The organism is Neisseria sp. CCUG12390 (assembly GCF_047837985.1).
Lineage (GTDB): Bacteria > Pseudomonadota > Gammaproteobacteria > Burkholderiales > Neisseriaceae > Neisseria.
This window is the reverse complement of sequence record NZ_CP181244.1, coordinates 2,492,626-2,512,095: the sequence shown is the minus strand read 5'-3', so window position 1 is coordinate 2,512,095 and position 19,470 is coordinate 2,492,626. Positions and strand designations below refer to the sequence as shown.

Sequence of the window (19,470 nt, the reverse complement as noted above, 5' to 3'; positions counted from 1 at the left end):
ATTCATGCTGCCCGGTTTATCCGCGGTTGCGCCCCATATCGGCAGCGGCGGTAAACAACACGTCGGTTGAAGAGTTGAGCGCGGTTTCCGCCGAATCCTGCAACACGCCGATGATGAAGCCGACGGCCACCACCTGCATGGCGACATCGTTGGAAATGCCGAACAGGGCGCAGGCCATCGGGATCAGCAGCAACGAGCCGCCGGCCACGCCGGATGCGCCGCAGGCACCGGCGGTCGCCACCAAGCTCAATAACAGTGCGGTCAGAAAGTCAACCTGAATGCCCAAAGTATGCGCCGCCGCCAGCGACAATACGGTAATGGTAATCGCGGCACCGGCCATATTGATGGTCGCCCCCAGCGGAATGGAAACGGAATAGGTGTCTTCGTGCAATCCGAGCTTTTTCGCCAAGGCCATGTTGACCGGAATATTGGCGGCGGAAGAGCGGGTGAAGAATGCGGTCACACCGCTTTCGCGCAGGCAGGTCAGCACCAGCGGATAAGGGTTGCGGCGGATTTTCCACCATACAATCAGCGGGTTGACGACCAAAGCGATAAACAGCATGCAGCCGAGCAAGACGGCAAGCAGTTTGGCGTAGCCGGCCAATGCGCCGAAACCGGTTTCGGCTACGGTGGAGGCCACCAGGCCGAAAATACCCAGAGGCGCGAATTTAATCACCCATTTCACCACGGTGGAAACCGCATCGGCCAAATCGGCCACCACTTGGCGGGTGGTGTCGGAGCCGTGGTTGCGGATGGCGAAGCCCAAGACCAACCCCCAAGCCAGAATGCCGATGTAGTTGGCGTTGGCCACGGCATTAACCGGATTGGCCACCAAGTTCATCAATAAGGTTTTCAACACTTCGGCAATGCCTGAAGGCGGCGTAGTGGAAATGTCGCTCGCGCTCGATAAAACAATCTGCGTCGGGAACATCATGCTGGCAATCACGGCCACCAGCGCGGCAGAAAACGTACCGATGATATACAGGACGATAATCGGTTTGATATAGGCTTCGTTGCCTTTGCGGTGTTGCGAAATCGCGGCCACCACCAAAATAAACACCAACACCGGTGCAACGGCTTTCAATGCGCCGACAAACAGGCTGCCGAGCAGACCGACCGCCAGCCCCGCATTGGGCGCAATCCAGCCGACCATGATACCGATTACCAAACCGATGGCGATCTGCTTCACCAGACTGACGCTGTTGACCGCGTTCAGAAGAGGGTTGTCACTGGCCATTCTCTATCCTTGTGTTAAAAATATGTTAAGAACAAATTACATTTTAAAATAAAACCTTACCATCGTTGCAAAATTTGATTGGAATCCCATCAATTCAGCATAATTTTTTATTTTTAATTTGAATACGGAAATTATATTCCAAAAATTCTGAAATTGAAAAATTAGGTTGCCTGAAAAAATACCGTCATACCTGATATGGGTAAAATGCGGCTGATGATTTCTGCGTTGCCTGCGAATTTCGGATTTTCAGACGGCCTCTGCCGCGGCAGGTATCGGACGGGGCAGTTAAAAGAAGGCATAAATAGTGTTAGAATCAAAAACCTCCGTATTTCCGCCTTATCCTGCAATATGAACAAGCTGACCCCGCCGATTCTTTTTACCACGCTGTCGCTGGCCTGTATGCAGGCATTTGCGGCCGATGCGTTTGTGCCCAAGGCCGAGGATTACGAGCCTATCCCGCAATCGGAGCGTGCGCCGCTGAGCTTAAGCACGGAAACCGTCAAACTCAATCCGAAATATCCGGTCAAGATTGTCACCGACAACAGCGAAGTCAAGGAAATGGTGGAAACCCACCTGCCGCTGATTACCCAACAGCAGCAGGAAGAGCTGGATAAAGAACAGGTCGGCTTTCTGGCGGAAGAAGCGCCGGAAAACATCAAAACCATGCTGCGCACCAAAGGCTATTTCAACAGCAGCGCCAACATTTACGACGACAAGGCCACCGACGGTTATGTGGTCAACATCCAACCCGGCCCGCGTACCAAAATCGACAACGTCAGCGTGGCGATTGTCGGCGATATTTTGTCGGAAGGCGATGTCAGCGAGTATTACAAAAACGCCATGCAGAACTGGCAGCAGCCGGTGGGCGACGATTTCGACCAAAGCCGCTGGAGCGGCAGCAAAACGTCCGTCCTCTCGGCGGTGACGCGCAAAAAATACCCCTTGGCCAAAATCACCAACTCCCAGGCCACCGTCGATCCCAACCGCAATACGGCCGATTTGAACGTATTGGTGGAAAGCAACCGTCCGGTTTATTTCGGTGATTTCCAAATCAGCGGCACCAAACGCTATCCGGTCAGCGTGGTATCCGGTATGGCGCGCTTTGAACCGGGCGACCCTTACGATTTGGATCTGCTGCTGGATTTCCAGCAGGCCTTGGAGCAAAACGGCCACTATTCCGGCGCATCGGTGCAGGCCGATTTCGACAACCTCAACCAAGACCGCGTACCGGTGAAAATCAACGTGAGCGAAGTCAAGCTGCACAAATTGGAAACCGGTATGCGCTACGATTCCGAATACGGGCTGGGCGGCCGCATCGCCTACGACTACTATAATCTGTTCAACCGCGGCTACATCGGCTCTGTGGTGTGGGACATGGACAAATACGAAACCACCGTCGCCGCCGGCATCAGCCAGCCGCGCAAAAGCAACGGCAAATACCTGACCAGCAACGTTTCCTACAACCGCTCGACCACGCAGAACTTGGAAAAACACGCTTTCACCGGCGGTATTTGGTATGTACGCGACCGCAACAACATCGACTCGCGCATCGGCTTGGAATTCATCACGGAAGAGCGCAAAGTCCCCGATACCGATTACGACTTGGGGCGCAGCCATGCCACCATGCTGACGGCTTCATGGAAGCGGCAGGACATCGAAACCACGCTGCGTCCGGAAAACGGCTACTATCTCGACGGCAAAATCGGCGCGACTTTGGGCAAACTGCTGTCGTCCACCATGATGGCGCGCGCCCATGCCCGCGCCGGCTATTTCTTCACGCCCGAAAACAAGAAAATCGGCACGTTCATCGTGCGCGGCCAAGCCGGATATGTCTATGCCGACGAGGGCAAAGAAGTGCCTTCCAGCCTGATGTTCCGCACAGGCGGCGCATCGACCATCCGCGGTTACGAACTTGACAGCATCGGCCTGGCCGGGCCGAACGATTCGGTACTGCCCGAACGCGCGATGCTGGTGGGCAGTCTGGAATACCAATATCCGGTGACCAAAAGCTTTTCCGGCGCAATCTTCCACGATGTCGGCGATGTGGCGCTCAATTTCAAAAAGATGACCATGAAACACGGTACCGGCCTGGGCGTGCGCTGGTTCAGCCCCGTCGCGCCGTTCTCGTTCGACATTGCCTACGGCCATCATGACAAGAAACTGCGCTGGCACATCAGCTTAGGCACCCGCTTTTAACGTTTCAGACGGCCTGGATGCCGTCTGAAAGTTCTTTTTACCGTGAACTGAAATCAGAAAAATCCAAGGCGGCACGCCGTAGCCGACGAAGCAGATTTTTGATTTGGGTTCACAAATACCATCCGGTTTTCAGACGGCCTGACGCAACCAAAGGCCGTCTGAAAATAAACTTTGTCATTTTCCGTATCCTGAACACCATGACCAAAGAAACCGAACAAGCCCCTTCTCCCGCGGTTGAAACCCTGCCTGCTGCCGAAGCAAGGCCGTCTGAAACGCCGCCGCCCAAACGCAAACGCCGTTGGCTGCGGGCTTTGGCATGGATTGTGCTGTGTACTTTGCTGTGCGTACTCGGCTTGGCGGGCTGGATAGCCGGCACCGAATCCGGCCTGCGTTTCGGTTTGTACAAAATCCCGTCGTGGTTCGGTGTCAACATCAGCTCGAAAACTTTGCAAGGCACGCTGCTCAAAGGCATCCGCGGCGAAGAATGGCTGATTGAAACCAAAGGCGCCGACGTCAAAATCAGCAAGATTGTGCTCAATTGGGTGCCGTCCGAACTGACCCGCCCCAGCCTGCACATCAAAGAGCTGATTGCCGGCGACATCGCCGTCGTCACCAAACCGACGCCGCCGAAAGAAGACCGACCTTCAGACGGCCTGCCCCAAAGCATCGACCTGCCCGTGACCGTGTTCGTCGACCATGCCGAAACCGGCAAAATCAGCGCAGGCCCGAGCTTCGACAAGCAAACCGTCTATATCGAAAAACTCAAAGCCGCCTACCGTTACGACCGCAAAGAACACCGCTTGGATCTGACCGAAGCCAAAACGCCGTGGAGCGAGTCGGCCGGTGCGGTGGTTTTGGGTCTGCAAAGTCCTTTTGCGCTCAACACCGCCATTTACACCAAAGGCAAACTGGAAGAGGAAACCATCCACGGCACGACCCGATTTTGGGGCAGTCTGAAAGACATCAACACGCAAATCCTGCTCGACGGCGACAACGTGCATCTGCACGCCAATTCGGTTCTGCACCCGTTTGCCGGACAATTGAACGATATGGTCGGCGAGATACACGTCAAAGGCAGCAACATCAATCCGGTGGCGTTTCTGCCGTCGCTGCCCAAAGCCAACCTGACTTTTGACGCCATTGTCGTGCCTTCGTTTTCAGACGGCATCGCATTGGACGGCGCATTGGATTTGGCCAACACCCAGGCCGGTTTTGCCGACGGCAACGCCATTCCCGTGCGCACGGCTCTGGCCGAATTCACCGTTGACGAACAGGGCGTGGTCAAAATCAGCGAAGCGGTGTTTGAGTTGCTGCAGCAAGGCCGTCTGAAAGCCTCGGGCAGCATCGACACCGTCAAACAGCAATTGGATTTGGCCGTGGGCATCGAAAACGTGGCCGCCGCCGATGCCGTGCAGCAAAACATCGCAGGCCGTCTGAACGGCAGCATCAACGTCAAAGGCGAAACCGCCTCGCCGAACATCGGCTGGTCGCTTGACAGCGGTTTCGCCCGTACCACCGGCTTGCTTTCCATTCTCACCGACAAAACGCACGGGCAGCGCACGCTCAAACTTTCCGACGTGAAACTCACCCCTCGGGACGGCGGCGAAATCAACGCCGGAGGCGAGATTGAGCTATTTAAAAATCAACTGCTTAAGCTGGATATTGCGAGTAAAAATTTCAACCCGGCCAAGCTCGACAAGCAGTTTCCGGCGGGCAATGTCAACGGCACCATCGCGCTGAACGGCGAACTGGCCAACCAGAAATTCGGCGGCAAAATGCAGTTTGCCCCGAGTACGCTCAGCGGCGTGGCATTGAGCGGCAAAGCCGACATTCTGTATGAAAACCAACGTCTGCCGCGCGCGCTGACCGACATCAGGCTCGGCAGCAACGCCATCCGCACCGACGGCAGTTTCGGCAAAAAAGGCGACCGCCTGAACATCAACATCAACGCGCCCGATTTGGCGCGCTTCGGCTTCGGCCTGAGCGGCCTGCTCAATGCCAAAGGCTATGTATCGGGCGATCTTTCAGACGGCATCAAAACCCTGGAAACCGATTTGTCCGGCGAAGCGCGTGCCTTGCGCGTGGGTGATTTGCTCAATGTGCGCGATTTGGATTTCACGCTCAAAGGCTCGCCCGACGTGACCAAGCCGCTTACCGCCGAAATTACGGGCGACCGGATTGTATTGGCAGGGGAAACGCCGACCGTGATTGATGCGGTGGATTTGGCCGTCAGCGGCACCGGCCTGAGCCACCGCATCCGCGGCAGCGGCAGCATGGCTTTGGACGGCAAACCCTACAAACTCGACATTGCTGCCGACGGCGGCCTGAACCGGAATCTCGACCAATGGAAAGGTGCGGTGGATACGCTCGACATCAGCGGCGCGTTCAACCTCAAGCTGCAAAACCGCATGAATTTGGAAGCCGGAGCCGAGCGCGTGGTCATGAGTCCGGCGCGGTGGACGGCGATGGGCGGCTCATTGAACCTGCAAAGCTTCGTGTGGGACAAGCGCAGCGGCATCACCACCAAAGGCAGCGCGCAAAACCTGCACATGGCCGAACTGCACAATTTCTACCAGCCTCCGGTCAGCCATAACTTGGTGTTGGGCGGCGATTGGGACATGTCGTACAGCCAAAACGCACGCGGGTATCTCAATATCGTGCGTCAGGGCGGCGATGTGGTTCTGCCGCAAAACAACCAGCCTTTGGGCTTGAGCGTCTTGTCGCTGCGCACCCGTTTCCAAAACAACCGCATCGATGCAGAGCTTGACGGCCACACCCGTTTCGGCCGCGTGGACGCCGATGTCGGCATTAACCAGCAGTTCGGCGGCAATTTGGCCAATGCGCCGTTAAGCGGCCGCGTGAATGCCGATATTTCCGACCTGACGGCACTTCGCCCGCTCCTGCCGCCGTCGGCGCAAAGCCTGAGCGGCAGCTTCAGCGGTACCGCCGTGCTGGGCGGCCGCGTCGCCACACCGACCATCGCGTCTGAGTTAAGGCTCAACACCAACTACGGCACCGGCGACGGCACCGTCAACATCGGCCAGGGCAGCAGCTTCGCCGCTTCGCCTTTGAGCGGGCGGATTAACCTCAATGTGGGCAATTTGGAAGTGTTCCGCAATTTCATTCCGGTCGGACAAACCGTCAAAGGCCGTCTGATCGGCGCGGTGACTTTGGGCGGCAGCGTCGGCGATCCGCTGTTTAACGGCACGCTCAACGGCGACAATCTGTATTACCGCAATCAGACGCAAGGGCTGATTTTGGACAACGGCGTATTGCGTTCGCGCCTTCAGGGAAAACATTGGATTATCGACAGCCTGAAATTCCACCGCGGCGGCACGGTCGAGCTGAAAGGCCGCGTCGAACTGAAAGACGTGAATCCCGATGTCGATGTGGACATCGTGTTCGACCGATACCGCACGCTTTCCCGCCCTAACCGCCGCCTGGCTTTGAGCGGCAACGCCAAAGTGCTGTATAACGTGCAGCGCGGCGTATCTTTGGTGGGTGCATTGAAAGCCGATTTCGGCCAGTTCGGTTTCCAAGATTCTTCCATGCCGACTTTGGACGATGATGTGGTGGTGCTGGGCGAAGAGCGCAAACAGGCCGCCGAAACCACGCCGATTTTCATGGATCTGAATTTGGATTTGAACGACAACGTGCGCTTTGTCGGCGAAGGCCTGAATGTCACCTTGGGCGGTACTTTGCGGCTTACCGCCCGCCCGGGCGAGACCGTGCAGGGCATCGGCACCATCAGGGTGGTCAAAGGCCGCTACAAAGCCTACGGCCAGGATTTGGACATCACCAAAGGCACGATTTCCTTTGTCGGACCGCTGGGCGATCCGAACCTGAACATCCGTGCCGAACGCCGTTTGTCGCCGGTGGGTGCGGGCGTGGAAGTCTTGGGCAACTTGAGCGATCCGCGCATTACCTTGGTGGCCGATGAAGCCATGAGCGAAAAAGACAAATTGTCTTGGCTGATTCTCAACCGCGCCAGCAGCGGCAGCGACGGCGACGAAGCCGCCCTGTCGGCCGCCGCCGGTGCGCTGTTGGCCGGCCAGGTCAACGACCGCTTAGGGCTGGTGGACGATTTGGGCTTTACCAGCAGACGCAGCCGCAATGCGCAAACCGGCGAACTCAACCCGGCCGAGCAGGTTTTGACCGTCGGCAAACAGTTGTCGCAGGAGCTGTATCTTGGCTACGAATACGGCATGGCCAGTGCGGAACAGTCCGTAAAATTGGTTTACCAACTGACCCGCGCCATCCAAGCCATTGCCCGCGTCGGCAGCGAATCTTCGGGGGGTGAATTGAAATACACCATCCGTTTCGACCGCTGGTTCAAATCCGACGAAGAAAGTGAAGAAGATTTCGATAAAGAAAAACAACCTTAGCCGTCAGGCCGTCTGAAATGTTGGAAGATATATTCAACCGTTTCAGACGGCCTTCTTCATTTGACTGCTTATCGCCGAATAACGGCTTGTGATTTCACTATTCAGAAAGACCGACATGAAACCCATCATCTTAGACGGCGGCATGGGGCGCGAACTGCACCGCCGCGGCGCGCCTTTCCGCCAACCCGAATGGTCGGCTTTGGCCTTGACCGAAGCCCCCGACATTGTGCGCCAAACCCATGCCGACTATATCTGCGCGGGTGCGCAGGTCATTACCGCCAACAGCTATGCCGTCGTGCCGTTCCACATCGGTGAAACGCGCTTTGCCGCCGAAGCCGAGACATTGGCCGCCACCGCAGGCAGGCTCGCACGCGAAGCCGCCGATGAAAGCGGAAAAAAAGTGCAGGTCGCCGCCTCGCTGCCGCCGCTGTTCGGCTCCTACCGCCCCGATTTGTTCGACGAAGCCGCCGCCCCCGCATTGGCGCGTCCGCTGGTTCAAGGCCTGCAGCCCTACGCCGACATCTGGCTGGCCGAAACCCAAAGCAGCATTGCCGAAGCCGAATGCTGGAAACGCTGCCTGCCCGACGACGGCAAGCCGTTTTGGGTGTCGTTTACTCTGGAGGACACGCATGAACATGATGTCCCCGTGCTGCGTTCGGGCGAAACCGTAGCGCAAGCAGCGGCCGCTGCCGCCATGCTCGGCGCGCAGGCTCTGCTGTTCAATTGCAGCCGCCCCGAAGTCATGAAAGCCGCGGTCGAGTGTGCTAAATTAACGTTGGAAAAACAGGATAAGCCATTGAAAATAGGTGTGTATGCCAACGCCTTCGAACCGGCGGAGGACGAAATGAACGCCGCCAACGAAGGCTTGGACGACCTCCGTCAAGACACCACGCCGCCGAACTATTTAAGCTGGGCAAAAGAATGGGTGAAGGCGGGCGCAGAGATTGTCGGCGGTTGTTGCGGTATCGGGCCGGAGCATATTCAGGCATTGGCCGAAGAATGGTAAATCAAAGTTTTCAGACGGCCTGAAAAGCAACAGGCCGTCTGAAAAACAGATCGCCAAACCCGTTTGAACAGAAATAAATTTAAGATGGATTGTTTCAGACGGCCTGTCCGTTATTCGGCCGAGGCCGTCTGAACATCCCCTCCTGATTTTTAATTGATGCGTCTTATCTGGCAATAAACATTATCGGCAGCCTCATCGGCCGGGGGCTTGACTTCCTTTGCCTCTGCCCGTACAGATTATCCCGGCGTTTACTTGTGTTGCGCCGGCATGAAAACCGTCGGAAAGTTACCGCTGCCTGAACTGAAACTTTTCAGACGGCCTGACTGCCGCGTCCCAAAATGAAAGGTCAACCATGAATCCGAAACTTGCTTTTGCTCTGTCCGCCGCTTTTGCTGCCGCCGCCTGCAGCAGTCCGGACAAACCTGAAAATACGGTTTATACGCCCTCTGCCGAACAGTGTACCGCCTTGAAACAAGTGCAGATTGAAAACACTCGAATCACCAAGGCCGAATGGTCAAACGACGGTCTGGTGGGCGCCGACCGCATGTCGTCGCTGACCGGAGGCTCGGCCTTTGCCAAGCAGGCGGGGGCGCATTGCGTGGTGGAAGGCGAGATTGGCGCACGCACCGGCGTGGACGGCAAACCTTATGGAACGAAATTCCAAATGCGTCTGCCGCAAAACTGGAACCGCAAATTCCTGTTCCAAGGCGGTGGCGGGGTCGACGGTTTCGTTGCGCCGGCCTTGGGCAGCATTCCGGTACGCACCTCAACCGCCATACCGGCCTTGGCGCGCGGTTATGCCGTGGTCAGCATGGACGGCGGCCATCCGACCCCCACCCCCGACTTCGGCGCAGACCCGCAGGCGCGCTTGGACTTTGCCTATCAGTCGACGGGAAAAGTTACCCAAGCAGCCAAGCAGCTGATTCAAAAGCTGTATCAAACCGCGCCGCAACACAGCTATTTTATGGGCTGTTCCAACGGCGGCCGCGAAGCTATGATTGCCGCGCAGCGTTATCCTACCGAGTTTGACGGCGTGATTGCCGCCAATCCGGGCTTCCGCCTGTCGCGCGCGGCGGTGGCCGAGGTATGGGATACGCACCAATTCATGAAAATCGCGCCGAAAAATTCAGACGGCCGCAAAATCTTGGCCAACGCATTGACCCAAGCCGATTTGGACAAAGTCAGCCGGGCAGTGTTGAACCGCTGCGATGCCAAAGACGGCTTGAAAGACAGCGTGATTAACGCGTGGGAAAGCTGCGACTTCCGCCCTGAAGCGGCCGGTTTGAGTCCGGCCAAGACCGCCGCGCTCAAAGCCGTGTTCGACGGTGCGAAAAACAGCAAAGGTGAGCAGATTTACAGCGGCTGGTTTTACGATTCGGGCATCAATACCGATGACTGGAGGCGTTGGAAACTGGGCACGTCGCAAACTGCCGAACCCGATGCCCGCAATGTGACGCTGGGTTACGGTTCGCTGAAATGGTATTTCATGACACCGCCCGTACCCGACTTCGATTTCAGTCGTTTCGATTTCGACACCGACACGCCCAAAACCTACGCCACCGGCAAAATCAACGATGCCACGGATACCGACATGAGCGCGTTTAAAAACAACGGCGGCAAGTTCATCATCGTCACCGGCATATCCGATCCCGTGTTCTCCGCCAAAGATCAGCGTGACTGGTTCGTGCAAATGCAGCGTGACACGCCGGATGCGGAAAACTTCAGCCGCATGTTTATGGTACCCGGCATGACCCACTGCGGCCGCGGCAAAGCGTTTGACGATTTCGACCCGCTGACTGCCCTGGAAAACTGGCACGACAAAGGCCAAGCCCCTGAACTCATGCCGGCGAAAGGCAAGTCGTTCCCTGACCGCTCCATGCCGCTTTGCGCCTACCCGAAAATCGCCGTGTATAAAGGCGGCGATGAAAATAAAGCGGAAAGTTTTGTATGTGAGTAAATAAGGTTTGAAAAAGGCCGTCTGAAAAATGAAACTTCATTTTCAGACGGCCTTTTTTCAAATCAAACCGAGTTTACAAACCCAACTGCTGTTCCAGTTTTTCCACCAGTTCTTCGTCCAGATTCAGGGCTTCGGCCAGCTGGGCGAGGAACACGATTTCTTTGCGCGACAAATCGTCGCACACGACGCGTGCGGCAAGATAGACTCCCGAAGCCAAAGCGCGGTCGTTGCCGACGGCTTGGGCGATGTCGGCGATGGAAGCCGGATTGGCGTATTCGGCGGCCAGCCAACGCAAGGTTGCCGGATCGTCGCCGCTCTCTTTGCTGATAAGCTCTTTTTCGTTTTCGTCAATCAGGCCGTCTGAAGCGGCGGCGGCAATCATGGTGCGGAGCAGAATGCGGCTTTGTTCTTCGGCTTTGGTTTCGGTCGGCTCGAAATCGCTTTGCTGCGGCGCAGCTTGGGCAGGATTGTTTTTCTGCCATGCCTGATAGCCTTTGTAGGCCAGCATACCGAGGGCGGCCAGCGAACCGACTTTGGCCAGCGAGCCGGTGTTTTTCTTTTTCAGCAGCATCGATACGAGACTGGCGGCAACGGCGCTGCCGCCGAGCGAACCGAGCAGGCCGCCGTTGTTGGCACCTGCGGTTTTGCCGCCGCTTTTCTGGACGGTATTCAGGACTAAATTCAATAAGCTGTTCAAATTCATGGTCGGTTTTCCGTGTGAGTGGATCGTGTATGCAAAATATAGGCTTTTGTGCCGTTTGCCAAGCGCGGTAAGGGTTAAGGATTGGAAAAGGCGGTTTACATTTTAGGCCGTCTGAAAGCGATGAACAAATCGGAAAACCGTTATAAATAAGCGTGAGAAAAATACATTAATTATTTGAAATTATTGATATATGAAAACGCCTCCGCCTGGTCGGAGGAAGGAAAATCCGGCAGCTTCGGTTGAGGCTGAACCCGTAAAACCATGCCGTTTTGCTCGGACTGGCAATGTGTTTCCACCCAAGCCGAAAATAGGTTTCAAGGCCGTCTGAAAACGGACGGTACTGCCGAATCTTGTTTTCAGACGGCCTGTTTTTATCCGCCCCTGCCGGTAAAAATGTTAAACTCCTAACCCTTCATAACCATAATATTCAGAGTTTTTATGTCTTCCAAATCCACAATTGGGCTGGCCGCGCTCACGGCGTTGGTCATCAGCTCCATGATCGGCTCGGGCATTTTCAGCCTGCCGCAAAACATGGCCTCGGTGGCCGGCTCCAAAGCTTTGCTCATCGGTTGGCTGATTACCGGCATCGGCATTATTTTCTTAGGGATTTCGTTCGCGGTGTTGGCTCGTTTGCGCCCTGATCTCGACGGCGGTATCTACACTTATGCACGCGAAGGTTTCGGCGATATGGTCGGCTTTTTCTCGGCGTGGGGCTACTGGCTGTGTACCACGGTGGGCATTGTCGGTTATCTGGTGGTGGCCTTTGAAGCCGTCGGCACGTTTACCGACACACCCGATAATATCCTGTTCGGCAAGGGCAACACTTTTGCCGCGTTTCTCGGCGAGTCGGCGGTGGCGTGGCTGATTTACTGGCTGGTGGCGCGCGGCATCAAAGAAGCGGCGGGCGTAAACCTCGTGGCGACGTGTGTCAAGGTATTTCCGCTGATTGTGTTCATCGGTTTGGCCGCCTATTTTTTCAAAAGCGATGTGTTTATGGCGGATTGGACGGGCGCAAGCCTTGCCACGCCGGAAAATCCCGACGCAGGCATCATGAGCCAAGTGAAAAACACCATGCTGATTACGCTGTGGGTGTTTACCGGCATCGAAGGCGCGGCGGTGTTGTCGAAACACACGAGAAGCCGTGCCGATGTCGGCAAAGCGACCGTATTGGGCGTGGTATTGGTGTTGGCGATGTATGTGGCGGTTACCGTGTTGGCGCAGGGCATTCTGCCGCGCGCCGACATTGCGGCGATGGCCAATCCGTCGATGTCGGGCGTGTTGGCGCACATGGTCGGGCATTGGGGCAAGGTGTTAATCAGCGTGTGCCTGATTGTGTCGGTGTTGTCGTCTTATTTGAGCTGGACGCTTTACGCCACCGAAATTCCGCACTTGGGCGCAAAAAACGGCGCGTTCCCGCCGTCGTTTGTCAAACTGAATAAAAACAGCGTGGCGCACGGTTCTTTACTCTTCACCACGCTGACCGTTCAATTGTGTCTGTTTCTGGTTTGGCAGACGGGCAACAGCTACGAAACGCTGCTGATGATTTCCACTTCGATGATTCTGATTCCGTATTTCCTAATCGGCGCGTTTCTGCTCAAACTCGCGTTCACGCAGAATTTAAGCCCCGGCATCAAATTCATCGGCCTGCTTGCCACCGTGTACGCGCTGTGGATTGTGTATGCGGCCGGTACGGAATACCTGCTGTTTTCCGTATTGCTGTATCTGCCGGGCGTGTTGCTCTATCTTTATTCGCAATACAGACATCACGGCCGTCTGAAACTGAGCGGTTTTGAAACCGCGATTCTGCTGGCCTTGGCAGTTTTGGCCGTGCCTGCGGTGCGGCAGTTGCTGCAAAGTTTCGCCGCCTGATTGTACGAAAAACCGCCTGCTTTTGAGGGCAGGCGGAAACCGGAGTTTTTTGGTTTTTAGCTGCTATCCCTATTGACTGAACAATAAGAACAGCATTAAGATTAACTTAATAACTGTTCGCAGTTTCAGTCGAAAGCAGCCAGTGCTAGTGGTCTGTTTCATTTTGAAACCCTTCCTTTCTAGGTCCGGTTTCGCAACAAAAGCTCCACTGCCATGGGGCTTTTGTTGTTTCCAGCCCCGCATGCATTATATGCATTTTAAGTATTCGTATCAAATATAAGGCCGTCTGAAAATCCGATAGTTCAGACGGCCTTGATGTATTGTGTGCACACAGGTCGGACGGTAAGCCGGGTTCTGTCGTCGGACAGTCATTCCTCTAGCCGTACCATTGCTGATACGTTCCAGCAACCTACCCGAACGCTCGGCGGGCCGCGTCATTGCGTTCTGTTTGGTCTTGCTCCGAATGGGGTTTAGCCTGCTGCAACTTATTGCTAAGCGCACGGTGCGCTCTTACCGCACCTTTTCACCCTTACCTGTGCTGCCCGAAGGCAGCCATCGGCGGTTCTGCTCTCTGTTCCACTTTCCGTCGCGTTACCGCGCCCGGCCGTTAGCCGGCATTCTGCCCTGCGGAGCCCGGACTTTCCTCCCCGTAAGCCTTACGCGTTACGCGGCGACTGTCTGTCCGGCCTGTATGCGGAGGCGATTATAACACAAGGCCGTCTGAACGGTTTTGCGGAAGTCTTCCGATTTCGTTTGTGAACCTGTTTTCAGACGGCCTTAATGTGATGATATAGCGTGAAGAAAATGGGTTTGAAAACCTTTGTCCGCGATAAAAACATAAAGTGAATAATGAAATAAAATGAGAAAGATACAGGGCGGCAAGTCTTAAAAACGGCCATTCCGGCAACGTTAAATCATCCGGGATAGGCGTGTTTAAATTTTCATCTAAAATTTTCAGACGGCCTTTTCGTCTTGTGCCATAATTTGAATTCCGCTCATTCCTACCAACCGATAAAAGGCCGTCTGAAACCATGAAACCGACCGCAGCCCTGTTCCGCACCGTATCCCTTACCGCCGCCGCTTTGGTATTGGCCGCCTGTCCCAGCACCACGCCGCCGAAAACGCAGCCGGCTCCGCCTGCCAAACCCGTCGTCAAAGCCAAGCCGCAGGCCGTCATCGGTTTGGCACTCGGCGGCGGGGCGTCGAAAGGTTTCGCCCACATCGGCATTATCAAAGTATTGAAAGAAAACGGTATTCCTGTGAAAGTCGTCACCGGAACGTCGGCAGGCTCGATTGTCGGCAGCCTGTACGCTTCGGGCATGTCGCCCGACCGTTTGGAACTCGAAGCCGAAATTTTGGGCAAAACCGATTTGGTCGATTTGACGTTGTCGACCAGCGGCTTCATCAAAGGCGAAAAACTGCAAACCTACATTAACCAAAAAGTCGGCGGCAAACCGATGGAGCGGTTCCCGATTAAATTCGCGGCGGTGGCCACCGACTTTGAAAGCGGCCGCGCGGTCGAGTTCAGCCGCGGCAACGCAGGTCAGGCCGTGCGCGCTTCGGCCTCGATTCCCAACGTGTTCCAGCCGGTTAACATCGGCGGCCGCCGCTATGTCGACGGTGGCCTGTCGCAGCCCGTGCCGGTTACCGCCGCCAAAAACCGCGGCGCGAATTTCGTGATTGCGGTGGACATTTCCGCCAAGCCGGTGAAAAACGTCAGCCGCGATTTCTTCTCGTATCTCGACCAGACGCTCAATATCATGAGCACCAGCGCGCTGAATGCGGAATTGGGCAAAGCCAACGTCGTCATCAAACCGCAGGTGTTGGAACTCGGCTCCATCGGCGGCTTCGACCAGAAAAAACGCGCCATCCAGATGGGCGAACAGGCCGCGCGTGCCGCCTTGCCGGAAATCAAGCGCAAGCTGGCCGCATACCGGTATTGAGAAAGATTGGGGCCGTCTGAAAATGTTCAGGCGGCCTTGTTCTTCATACCGCATGGAAAAACCAGCCCGAATCCAGTACAATACGCCCCTAAAATTCTGAAAGTACAAGAAAATCATGGAAGCCGAAGTAATCAACCAATTAAACAATACGCTTGACGGTTTGGAACAGCGCAGCGCCGACATCCGCGTGTATATGGACTATCAGGGCAAAAAAGACCGCTTGGAGGAAGTCATCGGCCTTTCCGAAGATCCCGAATTGTGGAACGACCCGAAAAAAGCCCAAGAAATCGGCAAAGAGCGCAAAATCCTCGAAGGCATCGTGTTGACGCTGGACAACATCGCCACCGGCATCGACGACAACCGCATGCTGATTGAAATGACCGTCGAAGAAAACGACGAAGAAGGTTTCGCTGCCGTGCAGGAAGACGTGGCCGGCTTGGAAAAACAGATGGCCGAACTCGAATTCAAGCGGATGTTCAACCAGCCTGCCGACCCGAACAACTGCTTTATCGACATTACCGCCGGTGCGGGCGGTACGGAAGCGGAAGACTGGGCAGGTATGTTGCTGCGCATGTATTCGCGTTTCGCCGAACGCCGCGGCTTCAAAGTGGAAATCCTTGAGGAAGACGAGGGCGAAATCGCGGGTATCAACCGCGCCACCATCCGCTTGGAAGGCGAATACGCCTACGGTCTGTTGCGCACCGAAACCGGCGTGCACCGCCTCGTGCGCTACTCGCCGTTCGATTCCAACAACAAACGCCACACCTCGTTTTCATCGGTGTTCGTCTATCCCGAAATCGACGACAGCATCGAGGTAGAAATCAACCCCGCCGATTTGCGCATCGATACCTACCGAGCTTCGGGTGCGGGCGGCCAGCACATCAACAAAACCGACTCCGCCGTACGCATTACCCACGAGCCGACGGGGATTGTGGTGCAGTGTCAAAACGACCGTTCGCAACACGCCAACAAAGCGGCGGCGATGGAAATGCTGAAAGCCAAGCTGTATGACTTGGAAATGCGCAAGCGCAACGAGGAAAAACAGGCTTTGGAAGAAGGCAAATCCGATGTGGGCTGGGGCAGCCAGATCCGTTCGTATGTGTTGGATTCTTCGCGCATCAAAGACTTGCGCACAGGCTACGAAGTCGGCAACACCAAAGCCGTGCTCGACGGCGATTTGGACGGCTTTATCGAAGCCAGTCTGAAACAGGGCGTGTAAAACCCAAGTGACGTAAAGGCCGTCTGAACGGGGGTTACGGCGCAATCGAAGATTGCCGCCGCACCGTTCAGACGGCCTTTTATTGAACTAGTTTGCCGCTCTTGCGCACTAAATGATTTTGTGTGATTTAAATCCGTCCGTTCCGTAAGCAGCCTGCTGCCTGGGACTCATCGGATGTTCAGTAGGAATATGTTGAAAAAAATATTATTAGCCCTTTTTATCCTCGTTATTTTTGTCCTGATTCCGCCGCTTTGGATTATGTGGCAGGATTTCCGGGTATCCCGCCAAACCATCGACGACATCCGTCCGGCCGATAAAGCGGTGGTGTTGGCAACCAAAGCATTTGAATTCGGCAAACTGAATCCCTGCCTGGTTGCACGCGGCGAAGCGGCGGCCGATCTGTACAATGCCGGCAAGGTGAAAAAACTGATTGTCAGCGGGGGCATCAGCCGCGACCTGCAATACAGTTCGCACCATTTGCAGTTGATTGCCGAGCGCAAAGGCGTGCCGCCCGCACACATCGAATTGGAAGAAAAAGCCGGTTCGACCTATGAAAACATCGTGTTCTCCAACCAATTTGTCGAAGACAGCCCGAGGGTCATATTGGTCAGCGCGGGATTCCACTTGATGCGTGCGCGTTGGCTGGCCGAAAAACAGTGGCCCGACAAAGACATACAGGTCTATGCCGCCCCTTATTGTTCCGAACCGCGCGGCGGGTATTTCTACACCATCATGCGCGAAGTGGGCGCGATTGTGAAAAACGGCTTTTTGGGCAGATACTGACGCTCCGTCGTGCAACACGGTAATCTTTCAGACGGCCTCCGGATGAAAATGTTCAAGATGATTTTCTATTTACTGATTTTGGCCGCCCTGACTTTTCTTGCCGCCGTTTACGCGGTGTACCGCAGCGAACAAAACGCCGTGCACCAATCCGAGCGGCACCCGCCTGAGAAAGCCGATGTCGCGCTGGTGTTGGGCAATACTGTCAACCGCCGCGGCAAGCCCAATCCGTGCCTGATGAGCCGTGTCGAAGCCGGCGTGTGGCTGTATCGCGCGGGGAAAGCAGATTATCTGCTGATGAGCGGCGGTACGGATTCCGACGGCAGCAACCAAGCCGAAACCATGCGCGATATGGCGGTGCGATTGGGTGTGCCGTCTGAAAACATTTTGGTGGAAAACCGCTCGGAAACCACGTTTCAAAACATCAGATTCAGCCCCCCGCTGTTGAAAGACAGGCGCGACGTCATCATCGTCAGCGACGGTTTCCATCTGCCGCGCGGCCTGTGGCTGGCGCGCAAACGGTGGCCGGACAAAAACCTGCAAACCTTTGTCGGACGCAGCTGCGGCGATTCGCAAGCCGTCATGTGGCGCAAACGCGTGCGTGAAGTTTTGGCATGGGTCAAGGCATTGGTGTTGGATAAAAGCTGATAAAGGCCGTCTGAAAAGTAAAAAATCGGGTCAATCCGCAACTTTTTCAGACGGCCTTACATCCGCCCCGCAAGTGTAACTTCCCCTGACAGAAAAGGCCGGTATGCAGCATACCGGCCTTTTCTGTCAAGAGATTGTATGACCTGCACACCACTGACTTCTGAACAACAGTACTACATTTCCAGACATTACCGCACCCAATCTTCCAACCAAACCGCATAAAATATCAGCTGCCGCCTCAGCCGCCGGCGGAGAAAACATTGGACTATGAAGCACCGGCTGATTTGTTTTCAGCGGCTCTTGCCAACCGTATTTGAGCGTTGCTCTTGAAATGCGAATGTAAGGCTTGTTACACGGCCGCTTTCGATGCCCTTAAAACATAATCGGCTTAAAGTCTAGGAGTCGGATAATTCTAAAGAATTAGATTTCGTAAACCTGACATATCAAAATGTACGAAAGCGGAAGCGGCTCTCGGAAAGCCGTCAAAATTATTGCGGTTTTTTTGCGGTTTTCACAATATTAATCTTTAAACAGCTTGTGATTTTGGATAAAATAACCAATTATTTTTTCGGTATTTTGTGTCAACGGCTAAAGCGGTTGCGCGAGAAATGGCTTTCGCGTTTCCGGCAGCATGTCGCGGCCGGCGGAAATACCGTGACCATGTTGCTTATCCACACATTCAGGTGCAACCATGTTAGCCAGTTACTTTCCCGTTCTCATCTTCATCCTCGTCGGCCTGATTGCCGGCGTGCTGTTTCTCCTGTTAGGCACGATTCTGGGGCCGAAACGCCACTACCACGAAAAAGACACACCTTTTGAATGCGGTTTCGAAGCCTTTGAAAACGCGCGTATGAAGTTCGATGTGCGCTACTATCTCGTGGCGATTCTGTTTATTCTCTTCGATTTGGAAGTCGCGTTTATGTTTCCGTGGGCGGTGGTGTTTAAAGAACTGGGCGCATACGGATTTTGGTCTATGCTGGTGTTCATCGTCTTGCTGACGGTGGGCTTTGTTTACGAATGGAAAAAAGGTGCGCTGGAATGGGAATAGAAGGCGTTTTGAAAAAAGGTTTCGTTACCACCAGCGCGGATACGGTGCTGAACTATATGCGTACCGGTTCGCTGTGGCCGGTGACTTTCGGTTTGGCCTGCTGTGCGGTGGAAATGATGCACGCGGGCATGGCGCGTTACGACCTTGACCGCTTCGGTATCATTTTCCGTCCATCGCCGCGCCAGTCCGACTTGATGATTGTGGCGGGTACGCTCACCAACAAAATGGCACCCGCCCTGCGCCGTGTGTACGACCAAATGGCCGAGCCGCGCTGGGTGTTGTCGATGGGTTCGTGCGCCAACGGCGGCGGCTATTACCATTATTCCTATTCCGTGGTGCGCGGTGCCGACCGCGTGGTGCCGGTAGACGTGTATGTGCCCGGTTGCCCGCCTACCGCCGAAGCCCTGATTTACGGCCTGATTCAGCTTCAAGGCAAAATCAAGCGCACTTATACCATTGCCCGCAACTAGGAGCGCGAT

13 protein-coding genes and 1 other RNA gene are annotated in these 19,470 nt (G+C 55.2%); 11 read left to right on the top strand and 3 right to left on the bottom strand.

The window, feature by feature from the left end:
- Positions 1 to 16 precede the first annotated feature (16 nt).
- Positions 17 to 1,237 (bottom strand): serine/threonine transporter SstT, encoded by a 1,221-nt coding sequence (sstT, locus tag ACM67E_RS11650; protein ID WP_416191600.1) that lies wholly within the window; start codon positions 1,235 to 1,237, stop codon positions 17 to 19.
- A 348-nt stretch (positions 1,238 to 1,585) separates the two neighbouring features.
- On the opposite strand from sstT, the gene ACM67E_RS11645 reads away from it, so the two are divergent.
- The 4 genes from ACM67E_RS11645 to ACM67E_RS11630 all read left to right on the top strand — a co-directional run bounded on the left by ACM67E_RS11645 (position 1,586) and on the right by ACM67E_RS11630 (position 10,781).
- Entirely contained in the window at positions 1,586 to 3,433 is a 1,848-nt protein-coding gene (locus tag ACM67E_RS11645; RefSeq protein WP_416191599.1) for an autotransporter assembly complex protein TamA, read from the top strand.
- Positions 3,434 to 3,630: 197 nt separating this feature from the next.
- Positions 3,631 to 7,818 (top strand): translocation/assembly module TamB domain-containing protein, encoded by a 4,188-nt coding sequence (locus ACM67E_RS11640; protein WP_416192784.1) that lies wholly within the window; start codon positions 3,631 to 3,633, stop codon positions 7,816 to 7,818.
- Positions 7,819 to 7,933: 115 nt separating this feature from the next.
- Positions 7,934 to 8,824, top strand: coding sequence for a homocysteine S-methyltransferase family protein (locus ACM67E_RS11635; RefSeq protein WP_416191598.1), 891 nt, complete (start codon positions 7,934 to 7,936; stop codon positions 8,822 to 8,824).
- Positions 8,825 to 9,176: 352 nt separating this feature from the next.
- Complete coding sequence (locus tag ACM67E_RS11630) at positions 9,177 to 10,781, top strand: tannase/feruloyl esterase family alpha/beta hydrolase (RefSeq protein ID WP_416191597.1); 1,605 nt, start codon at positions 9,177 to 9,179, stop codon at positions 10,779 to 10,781.
- A 73-nt stretch (positions 10,782 to 10,854) separates the two neighbouring features.
- Here the strand turns inward: ACM67E_RS11630 and ACM67E_RS11625 are convergent, their stop codons facing one another.
- On the bottom strand, positions 10,855 to 11,484 hold the full coding sequence (locus tag ACM67E_RS11625) for a tellurite resistance TerB family protein (RefSeq protein ID WP_416191596.1): 630 nt from the start codon (positions 11,482 to 11,484) through the stop codon (positions 10,855 to 10,857).
- A gap of 438 nt (positions 11,485 to 11,922) precedes the next feature.
- Here ACM67E_RS11625 and ACM67E_RS11620 point away from each other — a divergent pair, with 438 nt between their 5' ends.
- Positions 11,923 to 13,353, top strand: coding sequence for a basic amino acid/polyamine antiporter (locus tag ACM67E_RS11620; RefSeq protein ID WP_416191595.1), 1,431 nt, complete (start codon positions 11,923 to 11,925; stop codon positions 13,351 to 13,353).
- Between the two features lie 327 nt (positions 13,354 to 13,680).
- Here the strand turns inward: ACM67E_RS11620 and rnpB are convergent.
- Positions 13,681 to 14,043: RNase P RNA component class A (gene rnpB, locus ACM67E_RS11615), an RNA gene on the bottom strand.
- Between the two features lie 341 nt (positions 14,044 to 14,384).
- Here rnpB and ACM67E_RS11610 point away from each other — a divergent pair.
- From ACM67E_RS11610 to ACM67E_RS11585, 6 genes are all read left to right on the top strand, one after another.
- Positions 14,385 to 15,296 (top strand): patatin-like phospholipase family protein, encoded by a 912-nt coding sequence (locus tag ACM67E_RS11610; protein WP_416191594.1) that lies wholly within the window; start codon positions 14,385 to 14,387, stop codon positions 15,294 to 15,296.
- A 115-nt stretch (positions 15,297 to 15,411) separates the two neighbouring features.
- The gene (gene prfB / locus ACM67E_RS11605; protein ID WP_416191593.1) at positions 15,412 to 16,515 is read left to right on the top strand and encodes a peptide chain release factor 2; all 1,104 of its coding nucleotides are present in this window, start codon (positions 15,412 to 15,414) and stop codon (positions 16,513 to 16,515) included.
- Positions 16,516 to 16,704: 189 nt separating this feature from the next.
- On the top strand, positions 16,705 to 17,298 hold the full coding sequence (locus ACM67E_RS11600) for a YdcF family protein (protein WP_416191592.1): 594 nt from the start codon (positions 16,705 to 16,707) through the stop codon (positions 17,296 to 17,298).
- Positions 17,299 to 17,340: 42 nt separating this feature from the next.
- A complete protein-coding gene (locus ACM67E_RS11595; protein ID WP_416191591.1) occupies positions 17,341 to 17,943 on the top strand; it encodes a YdcF family protein in 603 nt (200 codons plus the stop codon).
- Between the two features lie 691 nt (positions 17,944 to 18,634).
- Complete coding sequence (locus tag ACM67E_RS11590) at positions 18,635 to 18,991, top strand: NADH-quinone oxidoreductase subunit A (protein ID WP_416191590.1); 357 nt, start codon at positions 18,635 to 18,637, stop codon at positions 18,989 to 18,991.
- A complete protein-coding gene (locus ACM67E_RS11585; protein WP_416191589.1) occupies positions 18,982 to 19,461 on the top strand; it encodes a NuoB/complex I 20 kDa subunit family protein in 480 nt (159 codons plus the stop codon). Before ACM67E_RS11590 ends, ACM67E_RS11585 begins: the two co-directional genes overlap by 10 nt.
- Positions 19,462 to 19,470 lie beyond the last annotated feature (9 nt).

Coding starts and splice junctions, on each gene's coding strand:
- ACM67E_RS11620 (WP_416191595.1), top strand. CDS start 11,923: ATGTCTTCCAAATCCACAATTGGGCTGGCCGCGCTCACGGCGTTGGTC.
- prfB (WP_416191593.1), top strand. CDS start 15,412: ATGGAAGCCGAAGTAATCAACCAATTAAACAATACGCTTGACGGTTTG.
- ACM67E_RS11625 (WP_416191596.1), bottom strand. CDS start 11,484: ATGAATTTGAACAGCTTATTGAATTTAGTCCTGAATACCGTCCAGAAA.
- ACM67E_RS11585 (WP_416191589.1), top strand. CDS start 18,982: ATGGGAATAGAAGGCGTTTTGAAAAAAGGTTTCGTTACCACCAGCGCG.
- sstT (WP_416191600.1), bottom strand. CDS start 1,237: ATGGCCAGTGACAACCCTCTTCTGAACGCGGTCAACAGCGTCAGTCTG.
- ACM67E_RS11645 (WP_416191599.1), top strand. CDS start 1,586: ATGAACAAGCTGACCCCGCCGATTCTTTTTACCACGCTGTCGCTGGCC.
- ACM67E_RS11590 (WP_416191590.1), top strand. CDS start 18,635: ATGTTAGCCAGTTACTTTCCCGTTCTCATCTTCATCCTCGTCGGCCTG.
- ACM67E_RS11610 (WP_416191594.1), top strand. CDS start 14,385: ATGAAACCGACCGCAGCCCTGTTCCGCACCGTATCCCTTACCGCCGCC.
- ACM67E_RS11600 (WP_416191592.1), top strand. CDS start 16,705: ATGTTGAAAAAAATATTATTAGCCCTTTTTATCCTCGTTATTTTTGTC.
- ACM67E_RS11630 (WP_416191597.1), top strand. CDS start 9,177: ATGAATCCGAAACTTGCTTTTGCTCTGTCCGCCGCTTTTGCTGCCGCC.
- ACM67E_RS11595 (WP_416191591.1), top strand. CDS start 17,341: ATGAAAATGTTCAAGATGATTTTCTATTTACTGATTTTGGCCGCCCTG.
- ACM67E_RS11635 (WP_416191598.1), top strand. CDS start 7,934: ATGAAACCCATCATCTTAGACGGCGGCATGGGGCGCGAACTGCACCGC.
- ACM67E_RS11640 (WP_416192784.1), top strand. CDS start 3,631: ATGACCAAAGAAACCGAACAAGCCCCTTCTCCCGCGGTTGAAACCCTG.